The organism is Flavobacterium sp. EDS (genome assembly GCF_020991525.1).
In the GTDB taxonomy this organism is placed as follows: domain Bacteria; phylum Bacteroidota; class Bacteroidia; order Flavobacteriales; family Flavobacteriaceae; genus Flavobacterium.
On record NZ_JAJMOZ010000007.1, the window covers coordinates 157,925 to 183,322 of the forward strand.

Sequence of the window (25,398 nt, forward strand, 5' to 3'; positions counted from 1 at the left end):
AATGAGTTAAATTAGTAAATGAGATAAATGAGATAATTAGAAAATGTACAAATCCTACAAGGTTAAAAGAAACCTTGCAGGATAAAAAAATAAACCCCGATAGAAATTTAAATCTATCAGGGTTGTTAATTATCTCATTTTCTAATTGGAACATTTTCTCATTAATTTCTTCTTCCTCCCATATATATTGAGACATAATATAATAAAGTAGCAATTGATCCAATCGCAGCTACTACATAAGTTCTGGCAGCCCATTTTAGAGCATCTTTTGCACCAGCTTGTTCTTGTTGTGTCAGCATTCGTTTACTTTCTAACCAAGCAAGAGCACGATTACTCGCATCATATTCTACAGGCAAAGTCACAATCGAAAATATAGTTGTTGCAGCAAAAATGATAATCCCAATTAATAATAATTGTGGAAAAGTTTTAAGCATTAAAATACCTGCAAGCAAAATCCATTGCATATAACTTGAAGCAACGCTTACAATTGGCACTAATTTAGAACGCATTGTTAACCATTCATAACCTACTGCATGTTGTACAGCATGTCCGCATTCGTGTGCAGCAACAGCCGCCGCCGCCGCATTGCGTTGGTTGTAAACAGCTTCACTTAGGTTTACTGTTTTATCTACTGGATTATAGTGATCTGTTAACTGACCCGGTGTCGAAATAACTCTCACATCACGGATACCATTATCCGCAAGCATTTTTTCGGCAATCTCAGCACCCGTCATTCCGTTTTGTAATTGCAATTTGGAGTATAGTTCGAATTTGCTTTTCAGTCTTGAACTAACTAACCAGCTAAATAGCATAATTGCTCCAGCAAGAATTAAATAACTCATTCCCATATCTTTTGTTTTTTAGTTTATTGTTTAAAGTTATGAGATAAATAGCAATTTCTGAACCAAATTAAAAAAATGTCATTTTGTCATTTTAAATTTTGTTTAGTTTAAAAGGTTGTTCTTAAGGAGATGTGTCATTAATTCAGCAACATTTTTCATTTTATATTTTTGCAGAATATTTCGTCTATGTGTTTGAACAGTTAAGAAACTTAAGAATAATTCATCGGCAATTTCCTGAGTTGATTTGCCTTTGGAGAGTAACATAACAATATCTTTTTCTCTACGGCTGAGACTAGGAATGTATTCTAAATCTTCGGATAGTGGCTGACTAATAATTGTTTTTACATCATCACTAAATACGATTTCGCCATCGATAGCTTTATAAATGCAACGTTTAAACTCTTCGAAAGAAGCACTTTTTAGAATATATCCATTTCCTCCGTTTCTGATAAACTGCATTACCAGACTTCTTTCAGATTGACTACTCATACCAATGATTATAATTTGTGGATATTTTTGTTTAATCTTTTTACATAAATCAATGCCGGTCATAACAGGCAGGAAAATATCCATTAAAATTAAATCTACTTTATTATTCATGATGTAATCTAATAGTGTAACTCCAGATTGCATTTTTTCGATAATTTCGACAGTATCTAAATCAGACAACAATCCAGAAATCCCAGAAATTACAATTGGATGATCATCTACAATCACCATTTTATATTTTTTACTCATCTTCTTGATTTTCATTTATAACATTCAATTCAATATAAGTAGAAGTTCCTTGATTTATTTTACTTTCAATTTCCAGTTTTCCATTTAAAAATTCTACCCGATTCTTAATGTTTTTTAACCCCATACCGGTTTTGTTTTTCGTGTCTAAAATAGCAAAACCAATACCATTGTCCTCTACAGTTATAAAGAAAACATCTTGGTTTTGAGAACAAGAAACCAAGACTCGGGATGCATTTGCATATTTTGATGCATTATTTAGTAGTTCTTGAATAATCCTGTAAATCATGATTTCGTAGTTTTTAGGCAGTTTTGATTTTTTTATTAGATATTGAAATTCAATTTTAGTAGTGGTATTTGAATTTGCAGCACATAAATCTTTCAAAGCATGTTCTAAGCTTAATTCTAATAAGCTTTCAGGCATTAAATTCTGTGATATGTTGCGAAGTTCTTTAATAGAATTATCTAGCAAAGTATCTACTCCGTTTATAATTTCGCCTTTTTCTTTTTTAGCAAGATTCAGATGAATTTTTAATCCAGAGAGCATACTTCCTAGCCCATCGTGTAAATCTCTGGCAATTCTTTTTCGTTCAATCTCTTCTCCTTGAATCAAAGCTTTAGAAACCGAAAGTTTATGACGATTTTCAAAAGCTATCAAATCCTGTTTTAAATTAATTTCTTTTTGGGCACTTAATTTCTTTTGGTTTTTGTTAAAAATCCACAGAAATAATACACTAAGGAACAAGAGAAAGGAAAGTACTCCAAATAGAATTGTGTTTAAACGTGTATTATTTACCATTAAAATAGCCTTCTCATTTTGAGACAGCAGTATATTGATTTTTCTCTCGCTTTCTGCCTTTTTATATTTTGCTTCAAGTGCTACAATTTCATTTTGGAAATTTGTATTATTTATGCTATCATTTATAGTATTGTATTTGTTAGAATAGAAATAAGCTTTATCATATTCGCTTATAGCGTTATATACTTTAGCTAATTCATTATAATAATTCTTTTTATCTAGAATAAAGGGGGTATTTTTTATAAGATAATCTAAATTATTTTTAGCTTTCAAATAGTTTTTTAATTTAAAAAGAACTTGATATTCTGCAAATTTTAATCGGTTTAGAGCGATGAGATTTTGATGCTTTTCAGCAGATTTCATTCCCTTTTTGTAACTTTCTAAAGCATTAGAATTTTTATTTTGTTTTGCATAATATAATCCTTCAGAATAAAAGTAGAAATCGTTTAAATTAGATTCTGGAAAATGTTTTAAGGTAGAAAAAGCTTTGTCTAATACTTTTTTGGCATCATAAAAATGTTTGAGCTCAACGAGATTTTCAGCATTTATGATGTAGGTCTCCATTTTTGACTCTGCAAGTGTTGGTGTTTTCTTTAATGCCCTTTCGATATAATTTTGAGCTTCACTTAAATATTCATTTGCTTTTTCACGTTCACCAGTATTCATAAAAATAATAGCAACTGCTTTATATAAACTGCTTATAAGTTCGTAATCACGACTTTTTTTTGCAATAGGAATGGCTTCATTTACCATCAGTTTCATGTAGCCTTTTTCATTGTTTTTTCGTTGCTGAAGGATTCCGTAATTGTGTAGAATGCTAGCGCGAAATCTGTAAGCCTCAGTGTTATTATATTTTTTAAGCTTTTTGTTAGCCTCAAGAAGTGTTTTTTCAAATCCATCTGTATCACCTTTATCCATAAAGCTAAAGGAGTTATAATAGATTGATAAGTCATTTAGGTATGGAAATTTAGTTTTGAGTCTATTTGCTTGAGCGAGATATTTTTTAGATTTTTCAACATCCTGAACAATCAAATATAGTTTTGATAATCTAAAACTATAAAGGCTTTTTAAGCTATCTGACTTTATATTTTTAGTGACTTTGGCAATGCTGTCAATATAACCTGAATGATCCTCTAAGGAGAGGATTACTTGTGAGTAAGTGGTAGTTGAGAAAAATATAAGGATTAAATAAAAGCCGATTTTGGACATAAAATGTATTTTATCAAATTTATTAAAATTAAATTTTTATCAAAATATTTTTTGTTTTTTTACCTGATATCAGGTAATCTAAAATGCATTTTGTCAGGTATTGACCTCTTTTCAATAAGCATGTAATTTTGTTCGAAACCAATATTAATTATTAAAAAGAATTTAATTATGAAATCAATTATGAAAACTCTAGCGATTGTATTGACTCTTGCTTTTACAGCAGTATCTTGCAGCAGCGACAGCGATAACGAATCAGAACCAGTCAATAAATCAAGAGATGTAAAATATGAAATAACAGGAAATTTTACAGGAGAACTTGATGTGACTTATATGGAGAAAAGTGGTGCGCCACTTATTGAGGATATCGCAGGATTACCTTGGGTAAAAGAATTTACTGCAAATGCAGACAGCGATGGAGCTTTAGTACACACAAGTGGACTCGGAGGTGTTGCTGGGCAAACTGTTACTGCTAAAATTTATGTTGGAGGAAAAGTTGTTTCTGAATTAACAGGAACTGCAAATAGCGACGGAATTATTGTAGTACATACAAAAACGTATATTTTTCCAAGATAACCTAAGAATATTTTGTAAATGAAAAAGGAAGGTCTGTAATTTTACAGACCTCTTTTTTTGCCCAATTGATGTTTGTTTTTATAGAGTATTACAAGTTTGTATTTAGTTGATTATTTATTTCTTCAAATTTAGAAATCAGGCTATTTATTTTGGTTTCTTGTTTTTTGATTTCTTTAGGTCTTAAATAAAACCATACAAATCCTATCCAGGCTAACATTATTACATAGGTGAAAATCCCCCAAAACGGCGGCATTTTTAATGCATATTCGTACATATACAAGCACAACCCTGCACCAAGTAAGATAAAATACAAACTTAAAATGGTCGATTGTAAAAACTGTTGTTTCGTTTTAATCGAAATTAATTTATGTAGGTATTCATTATTACTCTGGTTGCTGTCTATAGTTTTATAAAATGAAGCCAGTTTATTGTAAACAAATAAATACATTGCCATTGCCAGAACAGTTAAAATGATTCCGATTTTGGTCGAAATATATTCAGGCTGATAATGATACCAAATAAAAATTATAAATACACTCGTAGCAATAAGTAAGATGTTTGTTAGAATCATTTTCGTTAAACTTCCTCTTTTAAATTGTTTTAGTTTAGAAAGTAGCTCGTCTATATTGGGCTGACTTACGGTTTGTTTTTTCCATAAATCTTTAAAGTCTATATTATTGTCCATTTTCTTTAAATTTTAGAGTTAGTTTTTCTTTAATTCTATGAATTTTCACTCTTATATTTGCTTCCGAAAGCCCTACGATTTTGGCTATTTCGGCTTGTTTTACATCTTCTAGTTCGAGCGAGATAATAATACGGTCGGTTTCGGGTAGCTCGGCAATGCATTTGTATAAAAACTGAATTTGTGGTTCCAGCGAATATTCTTTTTCTTCAGTAATATGTACAGGAAGCTCAGATTTAGGAAAGCGTTTTCCTTTTTCTATTTGTCTCAAACAATTATTAGAAGCAATCTTAAAAATCCATGTCCCAATACTAGCTTCATTTCTAAAGGTGTGAAGCTTTTGCCAGACAATAATAAAAGTTTCCTGAGCTATATCTTGCGCAATGTCATAATCATTTACGTAACCCATGCACAACCTAAATATCTTTTGCCAATAGGATTTGTATAATTCTTCAAACTCCATTATTTCGATTTTATAAAGTTGGATAGTTGAGCTAAATACCAGTCTTTATCATCATACATAATAAAATGTAACCCTTTGTTAGCATATTGTAGATTGGCTGTTTTTAAGTTTTTATATTGCGCTTCAATAGTAGGTTTCATGTTTGTAAAATAAGCTTCAAGTAATATAAGAGAAGGGCACTTTATGGTTGCGATTTTATCTCTTAAATCAATGTTGGAGAAATCACAAAACATTTCGGCAAATGTTTTTCTATCGGACTTAACGCTCCAACTAAGTAATAAATCTTGTTTAGTAACATCTTCTAAAAGTCTTGGGAGATATTTTTTTTGATTTTCAGAAAATTGTTCGTCAGACATTGTTGTCATTTGGTTTACAATTGGAGTACAATCATTATTCTCCTTTGTTTTAAAAGAGGGTTCCATGAGAGCTGATAGACTAGGAAGAGCATCAACAACTACAATTTTTCCGATTAATTCAGGATAGTCGGCAGCGAGAGCTAATGCGAGTCCACCACCCATGCTATGACCTACTATAATTGGTTTTTCGATTTTGTTTATTTTTATGTAATTAGCGATTGCTGTTTCCCAATTTAAAAAAGAAGCATTTGGTTGAGGTTTTACTCCTGCAAAACCAGCCATTGTAAAAACATAACAGGTAAAATCTTTTTCGAAGTTAGATTTTGTTTCATTCCATACGTCTCCAGAACTTGCAAAACCAGGTAAGAAGATTATAGATTGTTTTCCTTTTCCAGTTTTGGTAATTTCAAACGGAGCCGATTTTGTTTGTCCGAATACATTTAAACACAATGCTGAAAATAAAAGGATAATAGCCAAGAAGATATACTTTTTCATTTTAATAGTTTTAAGTTGTTAAATGATAGAATTCGATTTTTAGATACAAGAGCTATTAAAATGTTACAAATGTTAAAAATATTTTTGATTAATTGTTGTTTAGTTTTTGTATATCAGTTAGTTGAGCCTGTAGGGACGGGTAAGTAGAGGTACGCCGCAGTGTGTCTTCGCATGCATGATCGTTTCCTAAAAAATGTACAGGTAAGACGGATTGCGGTGCGTCTCTACAATAATACGTGGGTAAAAATTGATGATTTTCTTGTAGAATTTATTGTGGAGATCCTTTGACTTCGCTCAGGAGGACAAACTAGGTGCAAAAAAAATCCAAACCCCAACAAAAGTTGGAATTTGGATTTTAGATATTAAAAAGAAAAATTCTTATCCTACAAGGTTGATGATTTTTCCAGGAACAATAATTACTTTGTTAGGTGTTTTACCATCCAATTGTTTTAATGTTCTTTCGTCTTTCATAATGATTTCTTCAATTTGTTCCTTGGTTAAATCCAAAGGCAATTCGATAGTGAAACGCATTTTTCCGTTAAACGAAACTGGGTATTCTTTGCTGCTTTCTACTAAATACTTAGGTTCAAAAGTAGGGAACGCAACAGTTGCAATAGATGTTGTATGACCTAATAATGACCATAATTCTTCCGCAATATGCGGTGCATAAGGCGAAATTACAATTGCCAAAGGCTCAAGTATAGCACGAGAATGACAGTTTTGTGTAGACAATTCGTTTACACAAATCATAAACTGAGAAACAGAAGTGTTAAAAGAGAAACTCTCCACATCTTCTACCACTTTTTTAATGGTTTTATGTAACGATTTTAAGTTGTCTTTTGTTGGTTCGTCATTAGTAATAATTAAACCATTATCATCAAAATACAAACGACATAGTTTTTTCAAGAAACCAAATACTCCCGAAATTCCAGCAGTATTCCAAGGTTTAGCTTGCTCTAACGGCCCTAAGAACATTTCGTATAAACGTAATGTATCAGCACCATATTCATTACAAATATCATCTGGTGTAACTACATTGTAATATGATTTCGACATTTTTTCGACTTCACGCCCTACAATATATTTACCATTTTCATCAAAAATAAATTCGGCAGTATTAAAATCTTCTCTCCAAGCTTTGAATTTTTCAATATCCAATTCATCAGAAGAGTTCACGAAATGAACGTCAACACGAATTGGTTGTACGTTTTGGCCTTCAATTTTGTTTTTAGATACAAAAGTGTTCGTTCCTTCAAGTCTATAAACATAAGCAGTGGTTCCCAAAATCATTCCCTGATTGATCAGTTTTTTGAATGGTTCTTCCGTTGGAGCAAAACCTTTGTCTTTTAGGAATTTGTTCCAAAAACGAGAATACAATAAATGTCCGGTTGCGTGCTCGCTTCCTCCAATATACAAATCGACACTTTCCCAGTATGCTATAGCTTCTTTGCTTGCAAATTCGTTTTCGTTATGCGCATCCATATAACGCATCCAGTACCAAGAACTTCCTGCCCAACCTGGCATAGTGTTTAGTTCAAGAGGGAAAATCGATACATTATCGACTAAATCAGTATTTACAACTGTATTCGTTTTAGTATCCCAAGCCCAAACAGCTGCATTTCCTAAAGGAGGCAATCCATCTTCGGTCGGTAAATATTTTTCTACTTCAGGCAAAATAATTGGTAAATGTTGCGCTGCAATCATTTGTGGCAACCCATTTACATAATATACTGGGAAAGGCTCTCCCCAATAACGCTGACGTGAGAATACTGCATCACGCAAACGATAATTGGTTTTTCCTGTTCCTTGATTTATTTTTTCTAATTCAGCAATTGCTAATTGAGTTGCTTCTTTATAACTTAATCCGTTTAAGAAATCAGAATTTGCAATTTCTACATTGTCTTTCGAGCCATAAGCTGTTTCAGAAATGTCAACATTTGCAAAAATATTTTTGATTTCTGGCATTCCGTTTTGACCTTTAAAGAAATTTGCAAAAGCATAATCTCTTTCGTCTCCACAAGGAACCGCCATTACTGCACCTGTTCCATATCCTGCCAAAACATAATCGCCAATCCAAACCGGAATTGGTTCTTTTGTAAAAGGGTGTTCAGCATAAGCACCAGTAAATACACCAGAAATGGTTTTTACATCGGCCATACGCTCACGTTCAGAACGTTTCGCTGTTTTTTCGATATAGGCTTCAATAGCTGCTTTTTGTTCTGGAGTTGTAATCTCAGCAACCAAAGGATGTTCAGGAGCCAATGTCATAAACGTAACCCCAAAAATAGTATCAGGACGAGTCGTAAATACTTCGATATTGTTAGTTTCAGGTTTCAGGTTTAAAGGTGCTTCAGTTTGCGAACTGTTGCTTAAAACTGGGAACTTAACTAATGCTCCAACTGATTTTCCAATCCAGTTACGTTGACTTTCTTTGATGCTTTCGCTCCAGTCGATATCGTTAAGGCCTTGTAACAAACGTTCAGCATAAGCAGAAATGCGCATGCTCCATTGTGTCATCTTTTTACGGATTACAGGATAGCCACCACGCTCAGAAACACCGTTTACGATTTCGTCATTTGCCAAAACAGTTCCTAAACCAGGACACCAGTTTACTTCGGTTTCTGCTAAATAAGTTAATCTGTATTGTAATAAGATTTTTTGTTGCTCATCAGACGAAAATGCTGTCCATTCGCTTGACGAAAATCCTACAATATTATCATCGCAAACTGCATTTACAGTTGCATTTCCTTCTTTTTCGAAAATAGAAATCAAAGTCGAAATGTCTTCGGCTTTATCTGAATCTTTATTGTACCAAGAATTAAACAATTGAATAAAAATCCATTGTGTATGCTTGTAATAATCAGGATTTGAAGTACGAACTTCTCTATCCCAATCAAATGAGAATCCTATTTTATCTAATTGTTTTCTGTATCCAGCAATTTGCTTTCCTTCTTTATCTACACCACCATCAATGTTTACACGAGTAGTGTCTTCAGGACGTTGACCAGTTTGTATAGCATATTGTTCAGCAGGCAATCCGAAGCTATCATAGCCCATTGGATGCAAAACATTAAACCCTTGATGTCTTTTAAAACGAGAATACACATCAGAAGCAATATAACCTAGCGGATGACCAACGTGTAATCCTGCTCCAGATGGATAAGGAAACATATCGAGTACATAATGTTTTGGTTTTTCGGAGTTGTTTTCGGCTGCAAAAGTTTTATTGTCTGCCCAATATTTTTGCCATTTGGCGTCTATTTCAATCGGATTGTATTTCATTCCCTACTTTAATTTTGTTTTTAATGGAGTCGTGCTTTCGCTTACTCAAGTCATTTTTATGGTTCAAAGGTTTAAAGTGACGGAGATTCAAAGGTTCAGTCACAATAATAATAAGTTCGCAAATTTACATTTATTGTACGAAAGTTAAAACTTTGGCCGTTATTAACTTCAAATAATGAAATTCTTTATTATTTTTACCACATAATTTAAGCAAACTATGAGTTCTAACTTTGATAAATTTCAAAAACGTAGGTTAATTTCCTCTTATTTTTCGGTTGTATTAAGTGTATTTCTGGTTTTATTCCTTTTGGGAGTACTAGGGTTATTCATTATTAATTCTAAAAAACTAGCGGATGACTTTAAAGAAAAAATCGCTATGACGGTTTTCTTTAAGAACGAAGCTAATGATAGTATTATAAAAGCATTCAACGCCGAGTTAAAAAGAGCTCCTTTTGCTAGATCATTTGTTTATGTTACTAAAGAAGAGGCAGCTAAACAGCATACTGATATTATTGGTGAAGATTTCCTAACGTTTTTAGGAGAGAATCCGTTGTTAAATTCGTATGATATTCACTTAAAGGCTGATTATGTAGTTAAAGATAGTATCGCTAAAATAGAAAGTCGCTTACGTAAAAATACTATGATTTCTGATATTGTTTATGATAAGCAATTGGTAAATCTGGTTAATGATAATATCAAAAAAGTGAGTATGTGGATTTTGATTGTTAGTGGATTTTTAACTGTAATCGCAGTATTACTTATTAATAGTTCATTGCGCTTATCAATACATTCTAATCGATTTATCATTAAAACAATGCAAATGGTAGGTGCTACAAAATCATTTATTCGTAAGCCATTTGTAATGCGAAGTATTAAACTAGGATTAATAGGTGCAGGTTTAGCTATTGTTGCTTTGGTTGGATTATTAATTTATGTAGATACCAATTTCCCAGGACTTGGAATAATGGAAGATAAAGCACTTATCGGATTAGTTTTATTGACGGTTTTAGGAATCGGAGTATTGATAACTTGGTTAAGTACACACTTTGCAACACAACGTTTCTTAAATTTAAGAACTGACGATTTATATTAATAAAATGAGCTTACCTGAGACTTTGTCAAGGGACAAAAAAATAAAAATGGAAAACAAACAAGAGCAAAATAAAAAGGAATTTCTTTTTGATAAAGTGAATTATAAAATTTTATTGATTGGAATTGGTGTAATTGCATTAGGATTTATTCTGATGGCAGGTGGTGGAAGTAATGATCCAAATGTTTTTAATGAAGCAATCTTTAATTTTAGACGTATTCGTTTAGCTCCAACTACAGTTTTGATAGGTTTTGGAATTACAATTTATGCAATTCTTAAAAATCCTAAAAAAGCATAAATGGATACTTTACAAGCTATTGTTTTAGCCATTATTGAAGGAATTACAGAGTTTTTACCTGTTTCTTCAACTGGTCATATGATTATTGCCTCTTCTTTTTTTGGAATTGCCCATGATGATTTTACAAAACTTTTTACAATTGTAATTCAGTTAGGAGCTATTCTTTCGGTAGTCGTTTTGTATTTCAAACGTTTTTTTCAAACGCTTGATTTTTACTTTAAATTATTAGTGGCATTTATACCAGCAGTTATTTTAGGATTATTATTAAGTGATGTTATAGATGGTTTATTAGAAAACCCAGTTACAGTTGCAGTTTCACTTTTAATAGGTGGAGTTATTTTGCTAAAAGTAGATGAATGGTTTAATAATCCAAATACAGTCGAAACTTCACAAGAAATAACCTATTCACAAGCTTTAAAAATTGGATTGTTCCAGTGTTTGGCAATGATTCCAGGAGTTTCAAGAAGTGGGGCGAGTATAGTAGGAGGGATGTCGCAAAAATTGTCAAGAACAACAGCGGCTGAGTTTTCATTCTTTTTGGCAGTTCCTACCATGTTTGGGGCAACCGCTAAAAAATGTTATGATTATTATAAAGCAGGATTTGAATTATCACATGATCAAGTTAATTTATTGATTATTGGTAATATAGTAGCTTTTGTAGTAGCACTTTTGGCTATTAAAACCTTTATAGGATTTTTGACTAAAAACGGATTTAAAGTATTTGGATACTACCGTATTATTGCAGGGATTGTGTTGTTATTAATACATTTCTTTATTCATCCGCTTACAATTATATAATGATTACTCCCGAAGATTTTTTAAATGGACAAGTTTTACTGATAGATAAACCTTTAAACTGGAGTTCTTTTCAGGCAGTGAATAAATTAAAATATGCATTAATAAATAAGGTTGGACTTCCTAAGAAATTCAAAATTGGCCATGCAGGCACATTAGATCCTTTGGCGACTGGATTGTTGCTTATTTGTACTGGGAAGTTTACCAAAAGAATTTCTGAGTTACAAGGTCAAGCCAAAGAGTATACTGGTACTTTCTTTATTGGAGCTACAACACCTTCTTATGACTTAGAAACCGAAATCGATCAAACTTTTCCAACAGCACATATCGATGAGGTGCTTATTCATGAAACAGTAAAACAGTTTTTGGGCGAAATAGATCAGAAGCCACCAATATATTCTGCTATAAAAAAAGATGGCGTTCGTTTGTATGAGCACGCACGTGCTGGTGAGACTATCGAAATTGCAAGCCGAAAAACTACTATTCATGAGTTTGAAATTACAAGAATCGCACTTCCAGAAATTGATTTTAGAGTAGTTTGTAGCAAAGGAACTTATATTCGTTCGCTTGCCTTTGATTTTGGAAAAGCTATGAATTCAGGTTCACATTTAACAGCTTTACGCCGTACCAAAATTGGGGATTACGATGTGAAAAATGCGACTGATGTTACTTTGTTTGAAGAAAGTTTATAAAGATTTTTTGTATTGAGCAGTAGCTAATAGATTGTAGTTTTATAATATCATTTTTGGAGACTCTCAGTTTAGTATTATTTTTTGTAATTTAGACTACTGTTTAGAAAAACAAAAAGATGAAAAATCTACTTCAGGTATTTTTTTTGATAGTAACAATGTCATGTTATTGTCAAATAAAAAATCAAAATTTTGTATCAACTGATATTGATAATTTTTGGAATGCATACGAGAAAATTATTTCTACAAAAGATAGCGTTCAACAATATAATTTCTTAAAAGATTTTTATATTGATAAAGGAACTCTGGGTTTGAAAAGTCTAATAGAAGTTCGGAATTATACCGCAGAAGACTTTATTAATTCGATAAATAAATATCCTAAATTCTGGAATTCACTAAAGCCAAATACTTTAAGTTGCAATGAACTTTATCCAGAAATTGAAGCTGATATAAACAAACTCAAACAGGTTTACCCTGATTTAAAGCCTTCAACTATTTACTTTTCTATTGGGGCATTTAGGACCAATGGAACCATACAAGGCGATCGGATTTTAATTGGTAGCGAACTGAGTTTGGCAGATGAAACTACTATTATTGACGAATTACCGCTGTGGCGCCAATCTTTTTATAAAGAATATAATCCAAGAAAAAATATTGCATTATTATGTACGCATGAGTATATACATACCCAACAAAAAGAATTAGTAGAGAACTTACTTTCGATGTGCTTGTATGAGGGTGTTGCAGAATTTATTTCCTGTAAAGTTACAGGTAAGCAATCTAATAGTCCAGCAATAGAATTCGGAAAAAATAATCAACAGAAAGTGATAGATTTATTTATTTCGGATTTATATCTTGCTAAAAATAACTATAATTGGTTGTGGGGTGAGAATAAAAATGTTTTAAAAATAAGGGACTTGGGGTATTACGTTGGTTATGAAATTTGCGAGCGCTACTACAATTTGTCCAAAGATAAAGTAAAGGCAGTTAAGACCCTCATTGAGCTTGATTATAACAACGAAAAAGAAGTAGAACGGATTGTAGATGCAACAAAATTACTTCCAGAAAGTTTAGAGAAGTTAAAGCATGATTATGAAAAACGACAGCCAAAGGTTGTATCTATCAAGCCTTTCAAAAATGGGAGTAAAAAAGTAAAACCAGGATTGACAGAAATCACAATTACATTTTCAGAGCCATTAAACGGATATGATGCTGGATTAGACTTTGGGCCTCTAGGGAAAGATTTTTGTCCTAAAATAAACTCAGAAAGAGTTTGGGCATCTGATTTAAAATCGTGGAGTTTTAAAGCAGATTTAAAACCAGACCAAGAATATCAGATATTAATAACGAATAGTTTTAAAAAACAAGACGGAACAAGATTAAAACCATATTTGATAAATTTTAAAACTAATAAATAGTTTCTGTACAAAGTAAAAAAAAAGCACATTACTAATAGTAATGTGCTAATACCTCATTCTAGAGTATTGTTGTTTCATACTGTGTCTTTGGAGTTAATAATGAGATGTGTTTTTTCCTCCAAATAAAAATGTCGAAAAAAAATCGTAAAACCTTTCGAATAACTTTTTCATAATAGGGTATTTTTAAATTGTTAGACATTAAATAAACACCAATAAAATAAGGAAGTAATAGAAGTGGGATTCTTGTTACAAGATACGATTTTTTAATTAAAAATAAATTTTTTTTAAGCCCTAATCATTTGTCTTCAGTTGGTTAGCTATTTTTTACTTCATGAGGGCTTTATTATAAAGGTTGCGGTCAATTGAGTTTAACGATTTTCCATGATTTCCAAGATCTCTTCTTGAGTCGAAATTCCTTTGTCGTGTAAGTACCACAATTGTAAATTTGTTTTAATGGTTTCATCAATAACTCCAAATTCTTTTTTGTAATTATTGACCAATTCAATTGCACCTTTTGGGCGTGGTCCCCAATCGGCAATAACTTCAAGTTTCTCTTTGTCAATAATAATTAATTTCGGAATTGCTTTTCCTCCATTTGTCAAAAATAAATTCATTAGATCCGGATTTTCATCACGAAGTACAATTTTTAGTTCGATTTTGTCATTGGATGCGGTTGCCATTTTATAAATAATTGGCAATAATTGTGCAGCATCACCACACCAACCTTCAGAAATAACGAGCCAAATATAATTCTTGCGAAGGTTTTGTAGCTTAGAAATTGTTGTTTCGTTAATTTTTATTGTTTTTTCTAACCGATTCATTCTAGTTTCATTCAAGCTAGTATAATGAGTTAGATCCTCAGATTGTTCGGATCCTGTTGATTTCCCTTCAGCTAATAAAGCAGTAACTGTTTTTCTGTATTCGGTATATGAATAGCTGTTGGACAGGGCATTGGTGATACTTTTTTGCATAAATTTATTTTTTTATGTGGAATACAAATTTACAGATTTAAAAGAAATAGATACTGATTTTTGTCATATTGCATCCTAAATGCATTATTTAAATTGAGCTTTTTAGATAAAAGTTAGAAGATAAATTAATTTTTTTAAAACACTATTTTTAAAAATGAGAATATGTCTATATTTGCACAAACCAACGCAACATAGAAATGAAATACAAAAGAATTCTTCTTAAATTAAGTGGAGAAGCCTTAATGGGAGATTTACAATACGGAATTGACCCAAAGAGATTGGACGAATATGCAGAAGAAATTAAGCAGATTCATGCAAAGGGAGTAGAAATTGCCATTGTAATTGGAGGAGGAAATATTTTTAGAGGAGTTTCTGGGGTAAGTTCAGGAATGGATAGAGTACAGGGTGATTATATGGGAATGCTTGCTACCGTAATTAACGGAATGGCATTACAAGGAGCTTTGGAAAATAAAGGAATGTTAACACGTTTGCAAACGGCTCTAAAAATCGAATCAATTGCAGAACCTTATATTAAAAGACGAGCTGTGCGTCACCTTGAGAAAAACAGAATTGTAATTTTTGGTGCAGGTACAGGAAATCCTTACTTTACAACAGATACTGCAGCAGTTTTAAGAGGTATCGAAATTAATGCAGATGTTATCTTAAAAGGAACTCGTGTTGATGGTGTTTATGATTCTGATCCAGAGAAAAATGCAGCTGCTGTAAAATTTGATTTTATCTCTTTTGAAGATGTACTTAAAAAAGGATTAAATGTAATGGATACTACCGCTTTTACATTAAGTCAGGAAAATAAATTACCAATTGTAGTTTTTGATATGAATAAAATCGGAAATTTATTGAAAATTTGCGAAGGTGAAAATATCGGAACTGTAGTAAATATCTAGAGTACTTAGATTTTTCTAAATTTTGACAATCTTTTAGAGGAATCATTAAAAAAATAAAATTATATTAGTTAGTAAATTAAACGAATCATTTGTAGGGATCTAAAAAATTGAATCGTCTAAAAATCTAAAAATCTAAAAAAAATGACTGAAGAAATCGAATTTATCTTAGATAGCACTAAAGAATCAATGGCAAATTCTATTGCGCATTTAGAAAAAGAATTTCTAAATATTCGTGCAGGAAAAGCATCTCCGGCTATGCTAGGGAGTGTTTTTGTAGATTATTATGGTTCAGCAACACCGCTGTCGCAAGTAGCAAAAATTAGTGTACCTGATGCAAGAACAATTACTTTGCAACCTTTTGAAAAAAATATGTTGCAAGCAATTGAAAAAGCAATTATGGTAGCTAATATTGGATTTAATCCAATGAATAACGGAGATGTGATCATTATCAGCGTTCCGCCATTAACAGAAGAGCGTCGTAGAGATTTGGCAAAACAAGCAAAATCAGAAGCAGAAGATGCTAAAATTGGTGTGAGAAACGTTCGTAAAGACGCTAACACAGATATTAAAAAATTAGAAAAAGAAGGAACTTCAGAAGATGTTTGCAAAAGCGCAGAAGAAGAAGTACAAAATCTAACGAATAGTTATATTAAAAAAATTGATGAATTATTGGCTAATAAAGAAGCTGAAATCATGAAGGTTTAATCTTTTTGTAACAATTAAAAATCCGTCTTGTTAATTTTATGCGAGACGGATTTTTTTATGCTTACTTTTGTGATATCACAAGCCTAATTTGTAATATTGTTTTTTGTATGAAGTTATTGTGTTTCTTAACATTATTTTTCACGCTTTCTATACAAGCGCAATTCCAGATAAACGGAATTGTAACGGAAAAAGTTACAAATAAACCACTCCCTTTTGCTACAATAGTTACCGATGACGGGGTGAATTCTATCACCGATGTCGATGGTAAATTCACACTTCAATCTACCGCTAGTATTGAGTATTTTACGGTTTCTTATATCGGATATACTTCGGCTATAATATATACTTCTGCTAATAAAAATTTTTATAAAGTTGGATTAGTAGAATCTACCGCAGCTTTAAAAGAAGTTATCATCTCAAACGAAAATCCTGCTTTGGCAATTATTAGGAAAACAATTGAGAGCAAGAACAAAAATAACCCGCAAAAAAAGCTAACCAGTTTTGAGTATAAAACGTATAATAAATTAATTGTAACTGCTAATCCAGATTCTATTAGTTCAAGACTGGATTCTATTTTTGTACAAGAAGCGATAGGTCGAAGATTTATTAAAGTTGATTCGGCTAACTTCAAATTCAAAGAGATCTCTAATAAACAGCATTTGTTTCAAACAGAAAAAGTTTCACAATATCAATTTGGAAATAATAAACTAAAAGAAACCATTTTAGGAACAAAAATGGCGGGCTTCAAGCAACCTATCTATGAAGTTATTGCTTTTAATTTGCAATCTATTTCTATATACGATTCGAATTATGAACTTTTCGAAACGAAGTATAATAGTCCAATTGCCAAAGATGCTTTAAAAGATTACAATTATAAATTGCTCGATACCGTTTTGATAAAAGGTAGAGAAACCTATATGGTTTATTTTAAAAACCGAATGAGGAAACCTGAATTGGGACTAGAAGGAGTTCTTTATATCGATCAGGATAGTTATGCTATCGCAAAAGCAGTAATGCGTATTAAAGGCGTACTTGATATTAGTGGAATACATGAGTTTGATTATATCCCTGAGCAGAAAATATGGTTTCCAAAGGGGTCTACTTTTAAAATAGTAAAAGGAAAGAATGATGATGATATTAAGATTCTTGGTGGTACAATTCAGTTTGATGGAGATGCAGAGCAAGAAGAAGATATACATAGAAAAAAAGAAGCTTCAGATTATACTTATCTAGTATCTGAGAGTAATAATTTTGATGTGCATTATAATACACCCATAGAAATAAAAAATCCATCTTTATATATCGAAATTAAAGATGATGCTATTAAAAAACCAGAAAGTTTTTGGAATAAGTATCGAAAAGATAGTTTAGATATACGTTCTCAAAAAACATATATGTTGCTGGATAGTATTTCTTTGAAAAAAAGAATTGAAAGTAAAATTAGGTTTGGAAGAAAAATTATTAATGGTTACCTGCCAATAAGTGTAGTCGATTTAGATTTAAGAAAACTATTTAGCTATAATAATTACGAAGGATTTAGATTTGGCTTAGGTGGTGTTACTAATGAGCTTTTCTCAAAAAAATATAAGATTGGGGGCTATGCTGGATATGGCACAAAAGATGGGGCTTTTAAGTATAACTTAGATTTATCGACTCGAGTAGAACGATTCTCGAATACATGGGTGGGAGGATCTTATACCAATGATGTGAGGGAGATTGGTAGTACTGTTTTTGCGGTTGATAAAAGAGTTTTTAAATTGTATGACCCTCGACCTATAAATATTAGTACATTCTACAAATATGTTAGTTGGACTGGTTATTTGGCTACGCGAATCGTCCCGAAAACGGAAAGTATTTTTGAAATTTCACGTTCCTTAATAGAGCCCAAATTTGATTATGCTTACAATTTAAATGGAAGGTTGTATACCAATTATGTTATGACTACGGCAATGCTTTCATTGGCATGGAATCCTTTCAGTGATTATATGCAAACACCTAACGGGCGAATTGAGATTGAAAAAAGATTTCCAAAGTTTACGATTCAATACACACAATCATTGCCTAACATTGCAGAAAATGATTTTAATTTCTCTAAAATAGATTTTAAAACAGAATATGAAAAAAAATATCTAAACGGACAAAAAACAAGTTTGCTTTTGCAAGGAGGGTATGCAATGGGAGATGTACCAATCACACATTTGTATAATACTTCACCAAATAACATTACCAAAGAAACAATGATTCAGAGGGTAACATTTGCAGGCAGAAATAGTTTTGAAACAATGTTTTTTAATGAATTCTTTTCAAGTAAATATGCAATTTTCCAGGTTAAACATGGTTTTAACCGATTTAAAATAATCAAAAAAGTAAGACCGTCTTTAGTAATGGTTTCGCGCATGGCATGGGGAAATATGGAAAATCCAGAACAACATGTCGGGATTGATTATAAGACATTGAACAAAGGATTCTTTGAGTCTGGTATAGAAATAAATCAGATTTTTAGTGGTTTAGGATTAAGCGGATTCTATCGTTATGGACCAAACCAATTACCAAGATTTGAAGATAATATAGCTGTTAAATTGAGTTTTGTACTTGATTTAGGTATTTAAAAAAAATCCCATCTGAAGCAGATGGGATTTTTTAAATTATTATGGTTTAAGAATTAAGACCGATGGCGTATTATTAAGCCAAGTACTTTGAGATTCGATTAGTTTTTTCCAGCTGTCTAAGCTAATAATCATTAAATCCTGATGCTCTATAAACTCTTTTTTAATAGTTCTATCGTGCATTAGCATGATATGGTTAGGAGCAATTTGTTCAATAGATCGGATAGATTCCTGCATTTCACGATTGTTCTTTAATTCGCCACTAGCATCCAAAATGGTAATTTGAGAACCATTGTTATTAATTAATTTCTTGGCATATTCAATAAGGAAAGAATCTTCTTTGCTAAAAATAGGTATGAAAACCTGATTTATTTCTTCTAGCTCCTTATCAATAAAAATCCCAACAGGCATTTTGCTTTTTGTAATAACATGTCTTGTTCTCTCGTCAAAAGGAGAATTTTCGAACAGACCTTCCTTTCCTGTAAATTTATCGATTAAACGGTCTGGATTTACTATTCTAGTGGTGAATCCTAGTATTTTACCTAATAAGGTTCCTTCAAAAATAGATTGTCCTAAACTAACTAATAATAAATCATATTCACCTTGATTTGCTGTTTCGGTTATGTCAGCATCAATATCATTAGATAATTTAAAAAGACTAACCATATTTTGATTCAAACTTTCCGATTCAGAAATAACTGGTAAAAGCATTTCTCTTTCATAATCTTTTACTTCAAAAGGATGTAACTCAGAACTTAATGATAAATGCATTGCAGTTACAATGGTATTGTCAGGTTGTTTTTTAGTCAAGCTATTTGCAATTCGTAATAATGTTTTTCCTTTGTCAGGAGTGTCAAATGAAAATAGGATTTTGTATTTGCTTTTGTTGCCTATTTCTTCTGGGATAACAGTTTTTTTGTCTTTAAAAATGAAATTGATAAAATCTAAAGCGGGTCCGGTCATAAAGGTCGTAACCAATGCCATAATTACCATCATAGTAAAAATTTCAGTTGATAAAACACCTAAATCGTATCCTATATTTAAAACAACCAATTCCATTAAACCACGAGTATTCATTAAAGCACCGATGGCTAAGCTGTCTTTCCAACTTTGTCCTACAAATTTGGCTGCAAAGGCACTTCCAAAGAATTTTCCAACGACAGCTACTGCAATAATTACTCCAGTAACTTTCCATAAATAAGGGTCGTTTAATAAACCTATTTGAGTACGTAATCCTGTAAAAACGAAGAATAAAGGAAGTAAAAGTATAACAGATACGTCTTCTACTTTTTCGATAAAAATATTACGGAATTTATGGTTTTCGGGCATAATTGCTCCTGCTAAAAAAGCACCAAATAAGGCATGAATTCCGATTAACTCAGAAGCATAAGCAGAAAATAGAAGTGTTAAGAAGAAAATAGCAACTACAGGTTTGTTTAAACTCTCACGGGTTGAATTTAAGTCTCCTACACGTTTTAAAAACGGACGAACTATTTTAAGCATTACAATTACATAAATAATTGCTAATCCAATTACGTATAATGAACTAGTAAAAGAACCAGCTTTTACAATAGCAATTACTACGGCTAGAATACACCAAGCAGTAATATCATCTGCTGCAGCACAAGTTATAGCAATGGTTCCGAGCTTGGTTTTTTGTAAACCTCGTTCTTGAACAATTCTAGCTAAAACTGGAAATGCTGTAATACTCATAGCAATTCCCATAAATAGTCCAAAAGAAGCAAATTCAACTCCAATAGGTGCAAAAGTATGATAAATGAAATAGGCTAAAGTTAACCCCAAAGCAAATGGAATTACGATACTTGCATGGCTAATTACAACAGATTCATGTGCTTTGTTTTTTAGTACTTTTAAGTCTAGTTCCATACCAATTACGAACATAAAAAGTATTAAACCTATTTGACTTAAAAATTGCAGATTTCCTAAAGATTCTTGTGGAAATAAAGTAGCTGAAAATTCAGGGAAGTACATTCCGATAAGAGATGGCCCTAAAACAATACCAGCAACCATTTCTCCAATTACAGAGGGTTGACCAATTTTTCTAAAAACCCATCCAAAGAAACGTGCTACCAAAATAATTGTAATAATTTGGGCAAGTAAAATAGCAAGTGGATGTTGTAAGTTTTCAATCATTGCCGAAAGAAAATCATTCCAATGGCTACTCTCTATTTTCTTTTGAACAATTTCTCTTCCTATTTCTAAAGCTTTTCCTTTTGAGATTACCAAATAAATTAAAGCAGAAAATCCACCAATAATTATGAGATAAAATAATGAATTTTTAATGTTCTTCATATCACGTCATTTTGATTTATTGTGTAAAGATGCGGAGTGACTTTTGAGGAAAAAAGGAAAATCAAAGCTAATTCTTATTAGATGTAATAAGATGGGGAAATTTTGTAATAAGTTATATTTTTACTTTAAGTAAAAAGTCAGATCGGTAGGTTTCGCTCAAAGAAAGTGTAATATTTGTTCCGTTTTTTCTTTGATGGTGCAGTACTATTTCGTTGTGATTGAAAAATTTAATAGCACTCATTGCAATGATTTCCTTTTTATTTACTCGACAAAAATAGGCCTCGGGTAATTGTTTTAGGAGTGAACCAAAGTTTATGTTTTTTAAAGTAAGTAAGCTTCCATCTGCTAGAAGTACTGTTTTGTCACGACTGTCAGTTGTGGCAGTTTCTATGTATTGAATTTGATTAAAATACAACAAGGTTTTTCCTTTGTCTGTATTTAACTGCATGAAGGTTTTGACTGCTTCGGGTTTGTTAAACTGCTCAAGCGCTTTAGAAACAGCCTTTTGTAGACGTTCTAATTTTACAGGCTTTGTAATATAATCTACGGCATCAATATTAAATGCTTCGGCTGCATATTCTTTGTAAGCAGTACAAAAAACAACTAATTTGTTTTCAAGTAAACGGGCTAAATTTAGTCCGTCAATCCCGGGCATTTCGATATCAGATATTAATAAATCGAAATCTAGATTTGGAATTTCAGACAATAATTTTTCGGGATTATTAAAAGCTTTTACAATCTCTAATTCGGGAATTTGCTCACACAGCATTTTTAGATAAGTTAATCCGGGTAACTCATCATCCAGTAATAAGCATTTGAGTTTTGTATTCAAGTAGATTAATTTTTAAATGAGCAATGTAAGTATCGTTCTCTACAAATTTATCAAGTTTGAATTGATTTTTATAGATAATTTTTAATCGTTGTTCTAATGTGGCATTTCCTATACCGCTTCGTTCTTTCTTTAATACCTTTTTATCCGAAACTTTATTAGATACTGTTAGAGAGAAATGATTGTCTTTTAATTCAAATATTATTGAAATAAAGGCATCTGCATTTTGTATATCTGCATGTTTAAAAGCATTTTCGATTAAATCGATAGAGATTAAAGGAGCGAGCAATGGCTGGTCGTATAGTTTTTCGTCTTCGCCAATAATAGTCTTTACTTTTAATTCAAAAAGTGGACTAATTTTAATTTTGTTGATTTCGATTAAATTCAATGCAAATTCAATTTCTTCTTTTGGAGTGACCAACTTTTTCTTGCTCTCGTAAAGGATGTAATCTAGCACATTGGCCAATTTGTCTAAAGCAAAATAAGTTTGATACGCATGTGATTGAATTGAATTAAGGATATTCTTAAAAAGATGAGGATTAAGTTTAGATTCTAATGTTTCCAATTGCAAATCATTTACCTTCATCTCTAGCAGATAAAAATTCTTTTCGGCTATTTCTTTGGCTTTTCTAGATTGAACCAATTGATAGACTATATAACCAATCAGGGCTACTAGCAAAATAATTATTGCTAGTAGAAGATTAGTTATAGTGGTGCTTGTTTGCATGTTATTAATGGCTTGAAACAAATTTTAACCCAATAATTGAAGCTATTAAAGTCGTTAAGAAAAATATTCTCCAAAATGTTGCAGGTTCTTTAAAGATAAGAATTCCAACCAAAACAGTTCCTACGGCTCCAATTCCTGTCCAAACGGCATAGGCTGTTCCTATAGGTAAAACCTGAGTTGCTTTGTATAATAAAAGCATGCTTATTGTAAGGCATACAAAAAATCCAATCATCCAGTAAGTTGCTACCATTCCAGATGATTCTTTGGCTTTGCCAAGACAAGAGGCAAAACCTACTTCAAATAGCCCAGCTATTACAAGTAAAATCCAATTCATTTTTTAGGGTTTAATAATTAATACAGAAGGCACATTGCTCAACCAGGTACTTCTGGAGTCGACTAATGCTTTCCAACTTTCAAGACTAATAATCATTAGGTCTTGTTTGTCTAAAAATTCTTTTTTGATGATACGATCGTTCATCATCGATATGTTTTTAGGAAATTTTTGCTCCAAGGTAGTAATCGCACTCTTAATTACAAAATTTGTTTCTATGTTTCCGTTTACATCCAGAATACTGATGATTGAATTGTTGTTGTATATTAATTTTTGTGCGTAATCTATCAGGAATGTATCTTCGACATTAAATATTGGAATAAATATATGATTTACACTTTGTAATTCTTTGTCGATTAAAATCCCCAAAGGCATTTTGGTTTTCGAAACAATCAATCGTGTTCTTTCATCAAAAGGAGAGTTTTGAAACAACCCTTCTTTCCCTGTAAATTTATCTATCAGACGATCAGGGTTAATGATTCGGGTCGTAAAGCCAATTACTTTCCCTAATAATGTTCCTTCAAAAATAGATTGTCCTAAACCAACTAGTAGTAAATCGTAGTCGCCTTGATTGGCAATGTCGGCAATATCGGTTTCGATATCTATAGTAGCTTTAAAAATAGTAGTGATTTCCTGTTTAAGAATTTTAGATTCTTCGACAATCGGAATAAAGCTGTTTTTTTCTTTGTCTTCAATATTAAAAGCGTGCATTTCATCACTTAAGGATAAGTGCATTGCTGTAACTTGAGAGGTATCTTGTTGTTTTTTGACAAGACTATTTGCTAATCGCAAAAGAGATTTTCCTTTTTCGTTGTTCCCAAAAGAAATCAAAATTCGGTATTTACTGCTAATTGATGGTGTTTCGAGAACAGGAACTTCTTTGCCTTTAAATATATAATCGATTAAATCTAATGCAGGGCCGGTCATAAAAGTGGTTACCAACGCCATTATTACCATCATTGTAAAAACTTCGGGAGTTAAAACTTTAAGTTCTAGCCCTATGTTTAGAACAACTAATTCCATTAATCCCCTTGTGTTCATTAAAGCTCCTATGGTTAAGCTGTCTTTCCAACTTTGTCCCACAAATTTAGCAGCAAAAGCACTTCCGAAAAATTTACCAACAACTGCAACCAAAATAATCATTCCGGTTATGGTCCATAAATAAGGATCGTTTATAAGTCCGATTTCGGTTTTTAGACCAGTAAACACAAAGAAAAGAGGCAGTAATAAAATCACAGATACATCTTCGACTTTCTCAATAAACATCGTTCGGAATTTAGGAACATCTGGCATGATTGCACCAGTCATAAAAGCGCCAAAAAGAGCATGAATACCGATAACTTCGGTTGCATATGAAGAAGCAATAAGAGTAAGTACAAAAATTGCCACTACAGGCTTGTCGATGCTGGATTTAGCTCCGTATAGATCACCAATTCTTTTTAAGAATGGTTTTACGATGTATAACATTGCCAGAACATAAATGACAGCCAGAAAGATGATGTATATCGAACTTACAAATGAGCCTGCTTTTACGATAGCAATAACTACAGCAAGCAAGCACCAAGCGGTAATATCATCTGCGGCTGCACAAGTAATAACAATGGTACCTAACTTAGTTTTATGAATGCCTCGCTCTTGAACAATACGTGCCAAAACAGGAAATGCAGTAATACTCATGGCAATACCCATGAATAAACTAAAGGATAGAAATTTTACACCTTCGGGAGCAAATCGATTATAAACAAAATAAGATAATCCGATACCTAGTGCAAAAGGAATTACGATACTGGCATGGCTTATTACAACAGCTTCATTGGCTTTGTTTTTTAGGGCTTTTAAATCAAGTTCCATTCCGATTACAAACATGAAAAGAATCAAACCAATCTGACTTAAAAATTTCAAATTGCCTAATGACTCCACAGGAAATAAGGCCATAGAGAATTCTGGAAAGTACAAGCCTAATAAGGAAGGGCCTAAGACAATACCAGCAATAATTTCACCTATTACAGATGGTTGCCCGATACGTTTAAAAACCCATCCAAAAAACCGTGCAACAAAAATTATTGTTATTATTTGGGCTAATAAGATGGCAAGTGGATCTTGAAAATTCGATCGCATCGAGGCGATAAAATCATACCACGAACCTTTTCCTGATCCTAAAACTTCTATTGTTTTATTTGCTTCTAAGTATTTTCCTTTAGTGATAATCCAGTATATTAAAGCCGTAAAACCTCCAGTTACTCCTATATAAAACAATGCGTTTTTGTAGTTTTTCATCCTGTATT

At 32.0% G+C, this 25,398-nt stretch carries 22 protein-coding genes; 9 read left to right on the forward strand and 13 right to left on the reverse strand.

Annotation, left to right across the window (positions count from 1 at the left end):
• Positions 1-161: 161 nt before the first annotated feature.
• From LPB87_RS12090 to LPB87_RS12100, 3 genes are all read right to left on the reverse strand, one after another.
• A complete protein-coding gene (locus LPB87_RS12090; protein WP_207209608.1) occupies positions 162-848 on the reverse strand; it encodes a zinc metallopeptidase in 687 nt (228 codons plus the stop codon).
• Between the two features lie 96 nt (positions 849-944).
• Complete coding sequence (locus tag LPB87_RS12095) at positions 945-1,580, reverse strand: response regulator transcription factor (RefSeq protein ID WP_230728063.1); 636 nt, start codon at positions 1,578-1,580, stop codon at positions 945-947.
• Positions 1,573-3,585, reverse strand: coding sequence for a sensor histidine kinase (locus tag LPB87_RS12100; RefSeq protein WP_230728064.1), 2,013 nt, complete (start codon positions 3,583-3,585; stop codon positions 1,573-1,575). The genes LPB87_RS12095 and LPB87_RS12100 overlap by 8 nt, the downstream gene beginning before the upstream one ends.
• 168 nt (positions 3,586-3,753) lie before the next feature.
• Between LPB87_RS12100 and LPB87_RS12105 the strand changes: the two genes are divergently transcribed.
• Positions 3,754-4,158 (forward strand): MmpS family transport accessory protein, encoded by a 405-nt coding sequence (locus LPB87_RS12105; protein ID WP_129540646.1) that lies wholly within the window; start codon positions 3,754-3,756, stop codon positions 4,156-4,158.
• 88 nt (positions 4,159-4,246) lie between these two features.
• Here the strand turns inward: LPB87_RS12105 and LPB87_RS12110 are convergent, their stop codons facing one another.
• From LPB87_RS12110 to leuS, 4 genes are all read right to left on the reverse strand, one after another.
• Positions 4,247-4,843 carry a hypothetical protein gene (locus tag LPB87_RS12110; RefSeq protein WP_230728065.1) on the reverse strand — a complete coding sequence of 199 codons (597 nt, stop codon included), beginning with the start codon at positions 4,841-4,843 and terminating at the stop codon, positions 4,247-4,249.
• Positions 4,833-5,303, reverse strand: coding sequence for an RNA polymerase sigma factor (locus LPB87_RS12115; RefSeq protein WP_230728066.1), 471 nt, complete (start codon positions 5,301-5,303; stop codon positions 4,833-4,835). The genes LPB87_RS12110 and LPB87_RS12115 overlap by 11 nt, the downstream gene beginning before the upstream one ends.
• The gene (locus tag LPB87_RS12120) at positions 5,303-6,154 is read right to left on the reverse strand and encodes an alpha/beta hydrolase (protein ID WP_230728067.1); all 852 of its coding nucleotides are present in this window, start codon (positions 6,152-6,154) and stop codon (positions 5,303-5,305) included. The genes LPB87_RS12115 and LPB87_RS12120 overlap by 1 nt, the downstream gene beginning before the upstream one ends.
• A gap of 378 nt (positions 6,155-6,532) precedes the next feature.
• Positions 6,533-9,436 carry a leucine--tRNA ligase gene (gene leuS, locus LPB87_RS12125; protein WP_230728068.1) on the reverse strand — a complete coding sequence of 968 codons (2,904 nt, stop codon included), beginning with the start codon at positions 9,434-9,436 and terminating at the stop codon, positions 6,533-6,535.
• Positions 9,437-9,653: 217 nt separating this feature from the next.
• On the opposite strand from leuS, the gene LPB87_RS12130 reads away from it, so the two are divergent.
• The 5 genes from LPB87_RS12130 (at position 9,654) to LPB87_RS12150 (ending at position 13,726) form a co-directional block, all read left to right on the forward strand.
• On the forward strand, positions 9,654-10,529 hold the full coding sequence (locus LPB87_RS12130; protein WP_129540651.1) for a permease-like cell division protein FtsX: 876 nt from the start codon (positions 9,654-9,656) through the stop codon (positions 10,527-10,529).
• 46 nt (positions 10,530-10,575) lie between these two features.
• On the forward strand, positions 10,576-10,824 hold the full coding sequence (locus LPB87_RS12135; protein WP_129540652.1) for a DUF3098 domain-containing protein: 249 nt from the start codon (positions 10,576-10,578) through the stop codon (positions 10,822-10,824).
• The gene (locus LPB87_RS12140; RefSeq protein ID WP_129540653.1) at positions 10,825-11,622 is read left to right on the forward strand and encodes an undecaprenyl-diphosphate phosphatase; all 798 of its coding nucleotides are present in this window, start codon (positions 10,825-10,827) and stop codon (positions 11,620-11,622) included.
• Between the two features lie 2 nt (positions 11,623-11,624).
• Complete coding sequence (gene truB, locus LPB87_RS12145) at positions 11,625-12,311, forward strand: tRNA pseudouridine(55) synthase TruB (RefSeq protein ID WP_230728109.1); 687 nt, start codon at positions 11,625-11,627, stop codon at positions 12,309-12,311.
• A 116-nt stretch (positions 12,312-12,427) separates the two neighbouring features.
• Positions 12,428-13,726 carry a DUF2268 domain-containing putative Zn-dependent protease gene (locus tag LPB87_RS12150; RefSeq protein ID WP_230728069.1) on the forward strand — a complete coding sequence of 433 codons (1,299 nt, stop codon included), beginning with the start codon at positions 12,428-12,430 and terminating at the stop codon, positions 13,724-13,726.
• A 368-nt stretch (positions 13,727-14,094) separates the two neighbouring features.
• Here the strand turns inward: LPB87_RS12150 and LPB87_RS12155 are convergent, their stop codons facing one another.
• Positions 14,095-14,697, reverse strand: a complete 603-nt coding sequence (locus tag LPB87_RS12155; RefSeq protein ID WP_230728070.1) for a thioredoxin family protein — start codon at positions 14,695-14,697, stop codon at positions 14,095-14,097.
• A 197-nt stretch (positions 14,698-14,894) separates the two neighbouring features.
• On the opposite strand from LPB87_RS12155, the gene pyrH reads away from it, so the two are divergent.
• The 3 genes from pyrH to LPB87_RS12170 all read left to right on the forward strand — a co-directional run bounded on the left by pyrH (position 14,895) and on the right by LPB87_RS12170 (position 18,916).
• Positions 14,895-15,602: a UMP kinase gene (gene pyrH, locus LPB87_RS12160; protein ID WP_129540656.1), complete on the forward strand. Its 708-nt coding sequence runs from the start codon at positions 14,895-14,897 to the stop codon at positions 15,600-15,602.
• 141 nt (positions 15,603-15,743) lie between these two features.
• Entirely contained in the window at positions 15,744-16,307 is a 564-nt protein-coding gene (gene frr, locus LPB87_RS12165) for a ribosome recycling factor (protein WP_129540657.1), read from the forward strand.
• Positions 16,308-16,414: 107 nt separating this feature from the next.
• Positions 16,415-18,916 (forward strand): DUF5686 family protein, encoded by a 2,502-nt coding sequence (locus LPB87_RS12170; protein WP_230728071.1) that lies wholly within the window; start codon positions 16,415-16,417, stop codon positions 18,914-18,916.
• A 39-nt stretch (positions 18,917-18,955) separates the two neighbouring features.
• Here LPB87_RS12170 and LPB87_RS12175 read toward each other — a convergent pair whose 3' ends face one another.
• The 5 genes from LPB87_RS12175 to LPB87_RS12195 form a co-directional block, all read right to left on the reverse strand.
• Positions 18,956-21,226 carry a cation:proton antiporter gene (locus LPB87_RS12175; protein WP_129540659.1) on the reverse strand — a complete coding sequence of 757 codons (2,271 nt, stop codon included), beginning with the start codon at positions 21,224-21,226 and terminating at the stop codon, positions 18,956-18,958.
• Positions 21,227-21,338: 112 nt separating this feature from the next.
• Positions 21,339-22,058, reverse strand: coding sequence for a response regulator (locus LPB87_RS12180; RefSeq protein WP_230728072.1), 720 nt, complete (start codon positions 22,056-22,058; stop codon positions 21,339-21,341).
• Positions 22,024-22,782, reverse strand: a complete 759-nt coding sequence (locus LPB87_RS12185) for a histidine kinase (protein WP_207209609.1) — start codon at positions 22,780-22,782, stop codon at positions 22,024-22,026. Before LPB87_RS12185 ends, LPB87_RS12180 begins: the two co-directional genes overlap by 35 nt.
• Positions 22,783-22,786: 4 nt before the next feature.
• Positions 22,787-23,116: a multidrug efflux SMR transporter gene (locus tag LPB87_RS12190; protein ID WP_129540661.1), complete on the reverse strand. Its 330-nt coding sequence runs from the start codon at positions 23,114-23,116 to the stop codon at positions 22,787-22,789.
• A gap of 3 nt (positions 23,117-23,119) precedes the next feature.
• A complete protein-coding gene (locus tag LPB87_RS12195) occupies positions 23,120-25,390 on the reverse strand; it encodes a cation:proton antiporter (RefSeq protein WP_230728073.1) in 2,271 nt (756 codons plus the stop codon).
• Positions 25,391-25,398 lie beyond the last annotated feature (8 nt).

Bases quoted from the DNA above. Each gene is read 5' to 3' on its own strand.
- LPB87_RS12130 (WP_129540651.1), top strand. From the start codon at position 9,654: ATGAGTTCTAACTTTGATAAATTTCAAAAACGTAGGTTAATTTCCTCT.
- LPB87_RS12095 (WP_230728063.1), bottom strand. From the start codon at position 1,580: ATGAGTAAAAAATATAAAATGGTGATTGTAGATGATCATCCAATTGTA.
- LPB87_RS12140 (WP_129540653.1), top strand. From the start codon at position 10,825: ATGGATACTTTACAAGCTATTGTTTTAGCCATTATTGAAGGAATTACA.
- frr (WP_129540657.1), top strand. From the start codon at position 15,744: ATGACTGAAGAAATCGAATTTATCTTAGATAGCACTAAAGAATCAATG.
- LPB87_RS12115 (WP_230728066.1), bottom strand. From the start codon at position 5,303: ATGGAGTTTGAAGAATTATACAAATCCTATTGGCAAAAGATATTTAGG.
- LPB87_RS12105 (WP_129540646.1), top strand. From the start codon at position 3,754: ATGAAATCAATTATGAAAACTCTAGCGATTGTATTGACTCTTGCTTTT.
- LPB87_RS12110 (WP_230728065.1), bottom strand. From the start codon at position 4,843: ATGGACAATAATATAGACTTTAAAGATTTATGGAAAAAACAAACCGTA.
- LPB87_RS12155 (WP_230728070.1), bottom strand. From the start codon at position 14,697: ATGCAAAAAAGTATCACCAATGCCCTGTCCAACAGCTATTCATATACC.
- LPB87_RS12090 (WP_207209608.1), bottom strand. From the start codon at position 848: ATGGGAATGAGTTATTTAATTCTTGCTGGAGCAATTATGCTATTTAGC.
- LPB87_RS12195 (WP_230728073.1), bottom strand. From the start codon at position 25,390: ATGAAAAACTACAAAAACGCATTGTTTTATATAGGAGTAACTGGAGGT.
- LPB87_RS12120 (WP_230728067.1), bottom strand. From the start codon at position 6,154: ATGAAAAAGTATATCTTCTTGGCTATTATCCTTTTATTTTCAGCATTG.
- LPB87_RS12185 (WP_207209609.1), bottom strand. From the start codon at position 22,782: ATGCAAACAAGCACCACTATAACTAATCTTCTACTAGCAATAATTATT.
- LPB87_RS12100 (WP_230728064.1), bottom strand. From the start codon at position 3,585: ATGTCCAAAATCGGCTTTTATTTAATCCTTATATTTTTCTCAACTACC.
- LPB87_RS12175 (WP_129540659.1), bottom strand. From the start codon at position 21,226: ATGAAGAACATTAAAAATTCATTATTTTATCTCATAATTATTGGTGGA.
- LPB87_RS12170 (WP_230728071.1), top strand. From the start codon at position 16,415: ATGAAGTTATTGTGTTTCTTAACATTATTTTTCACGCTTTCTATACAA.
- LPB87_RS12150 (WP_230728069.1), top strand. From the start codon at position 12,428: ATGAAAAATCTACTTCAGGTATTTTTTTTGATAGTAACAATGTCATGT.
- LPB87_RS12135 (WP_129540652.1), top strand. From the start codon at position 10,576: ATGGAAAACAAACAAGAGCAAAATAAAAAGGAATTTCTTTTTGATAAA.
- leuS (WP_230728068.1), bottom strand. From the start codon at position 9,436: ATGAAATACAATCCGATTGAAATAGACGCCAAATGGCAAAAATATTGG.
- pyrH (WP_129540656.1), top strand. From the start codon at position 14,895: ATGAAATACAAAAGAATTCTTCTTAAATTAAGTGGAGAAGCCTTAATG.
- LPB87_RS12190 (WP_129540661.1), bottom strand. From the start codon at position 23,116: ATGAATTGGATTTTACTTGTAATAGCTGGGCTATTTGAAGTAGGTTTT.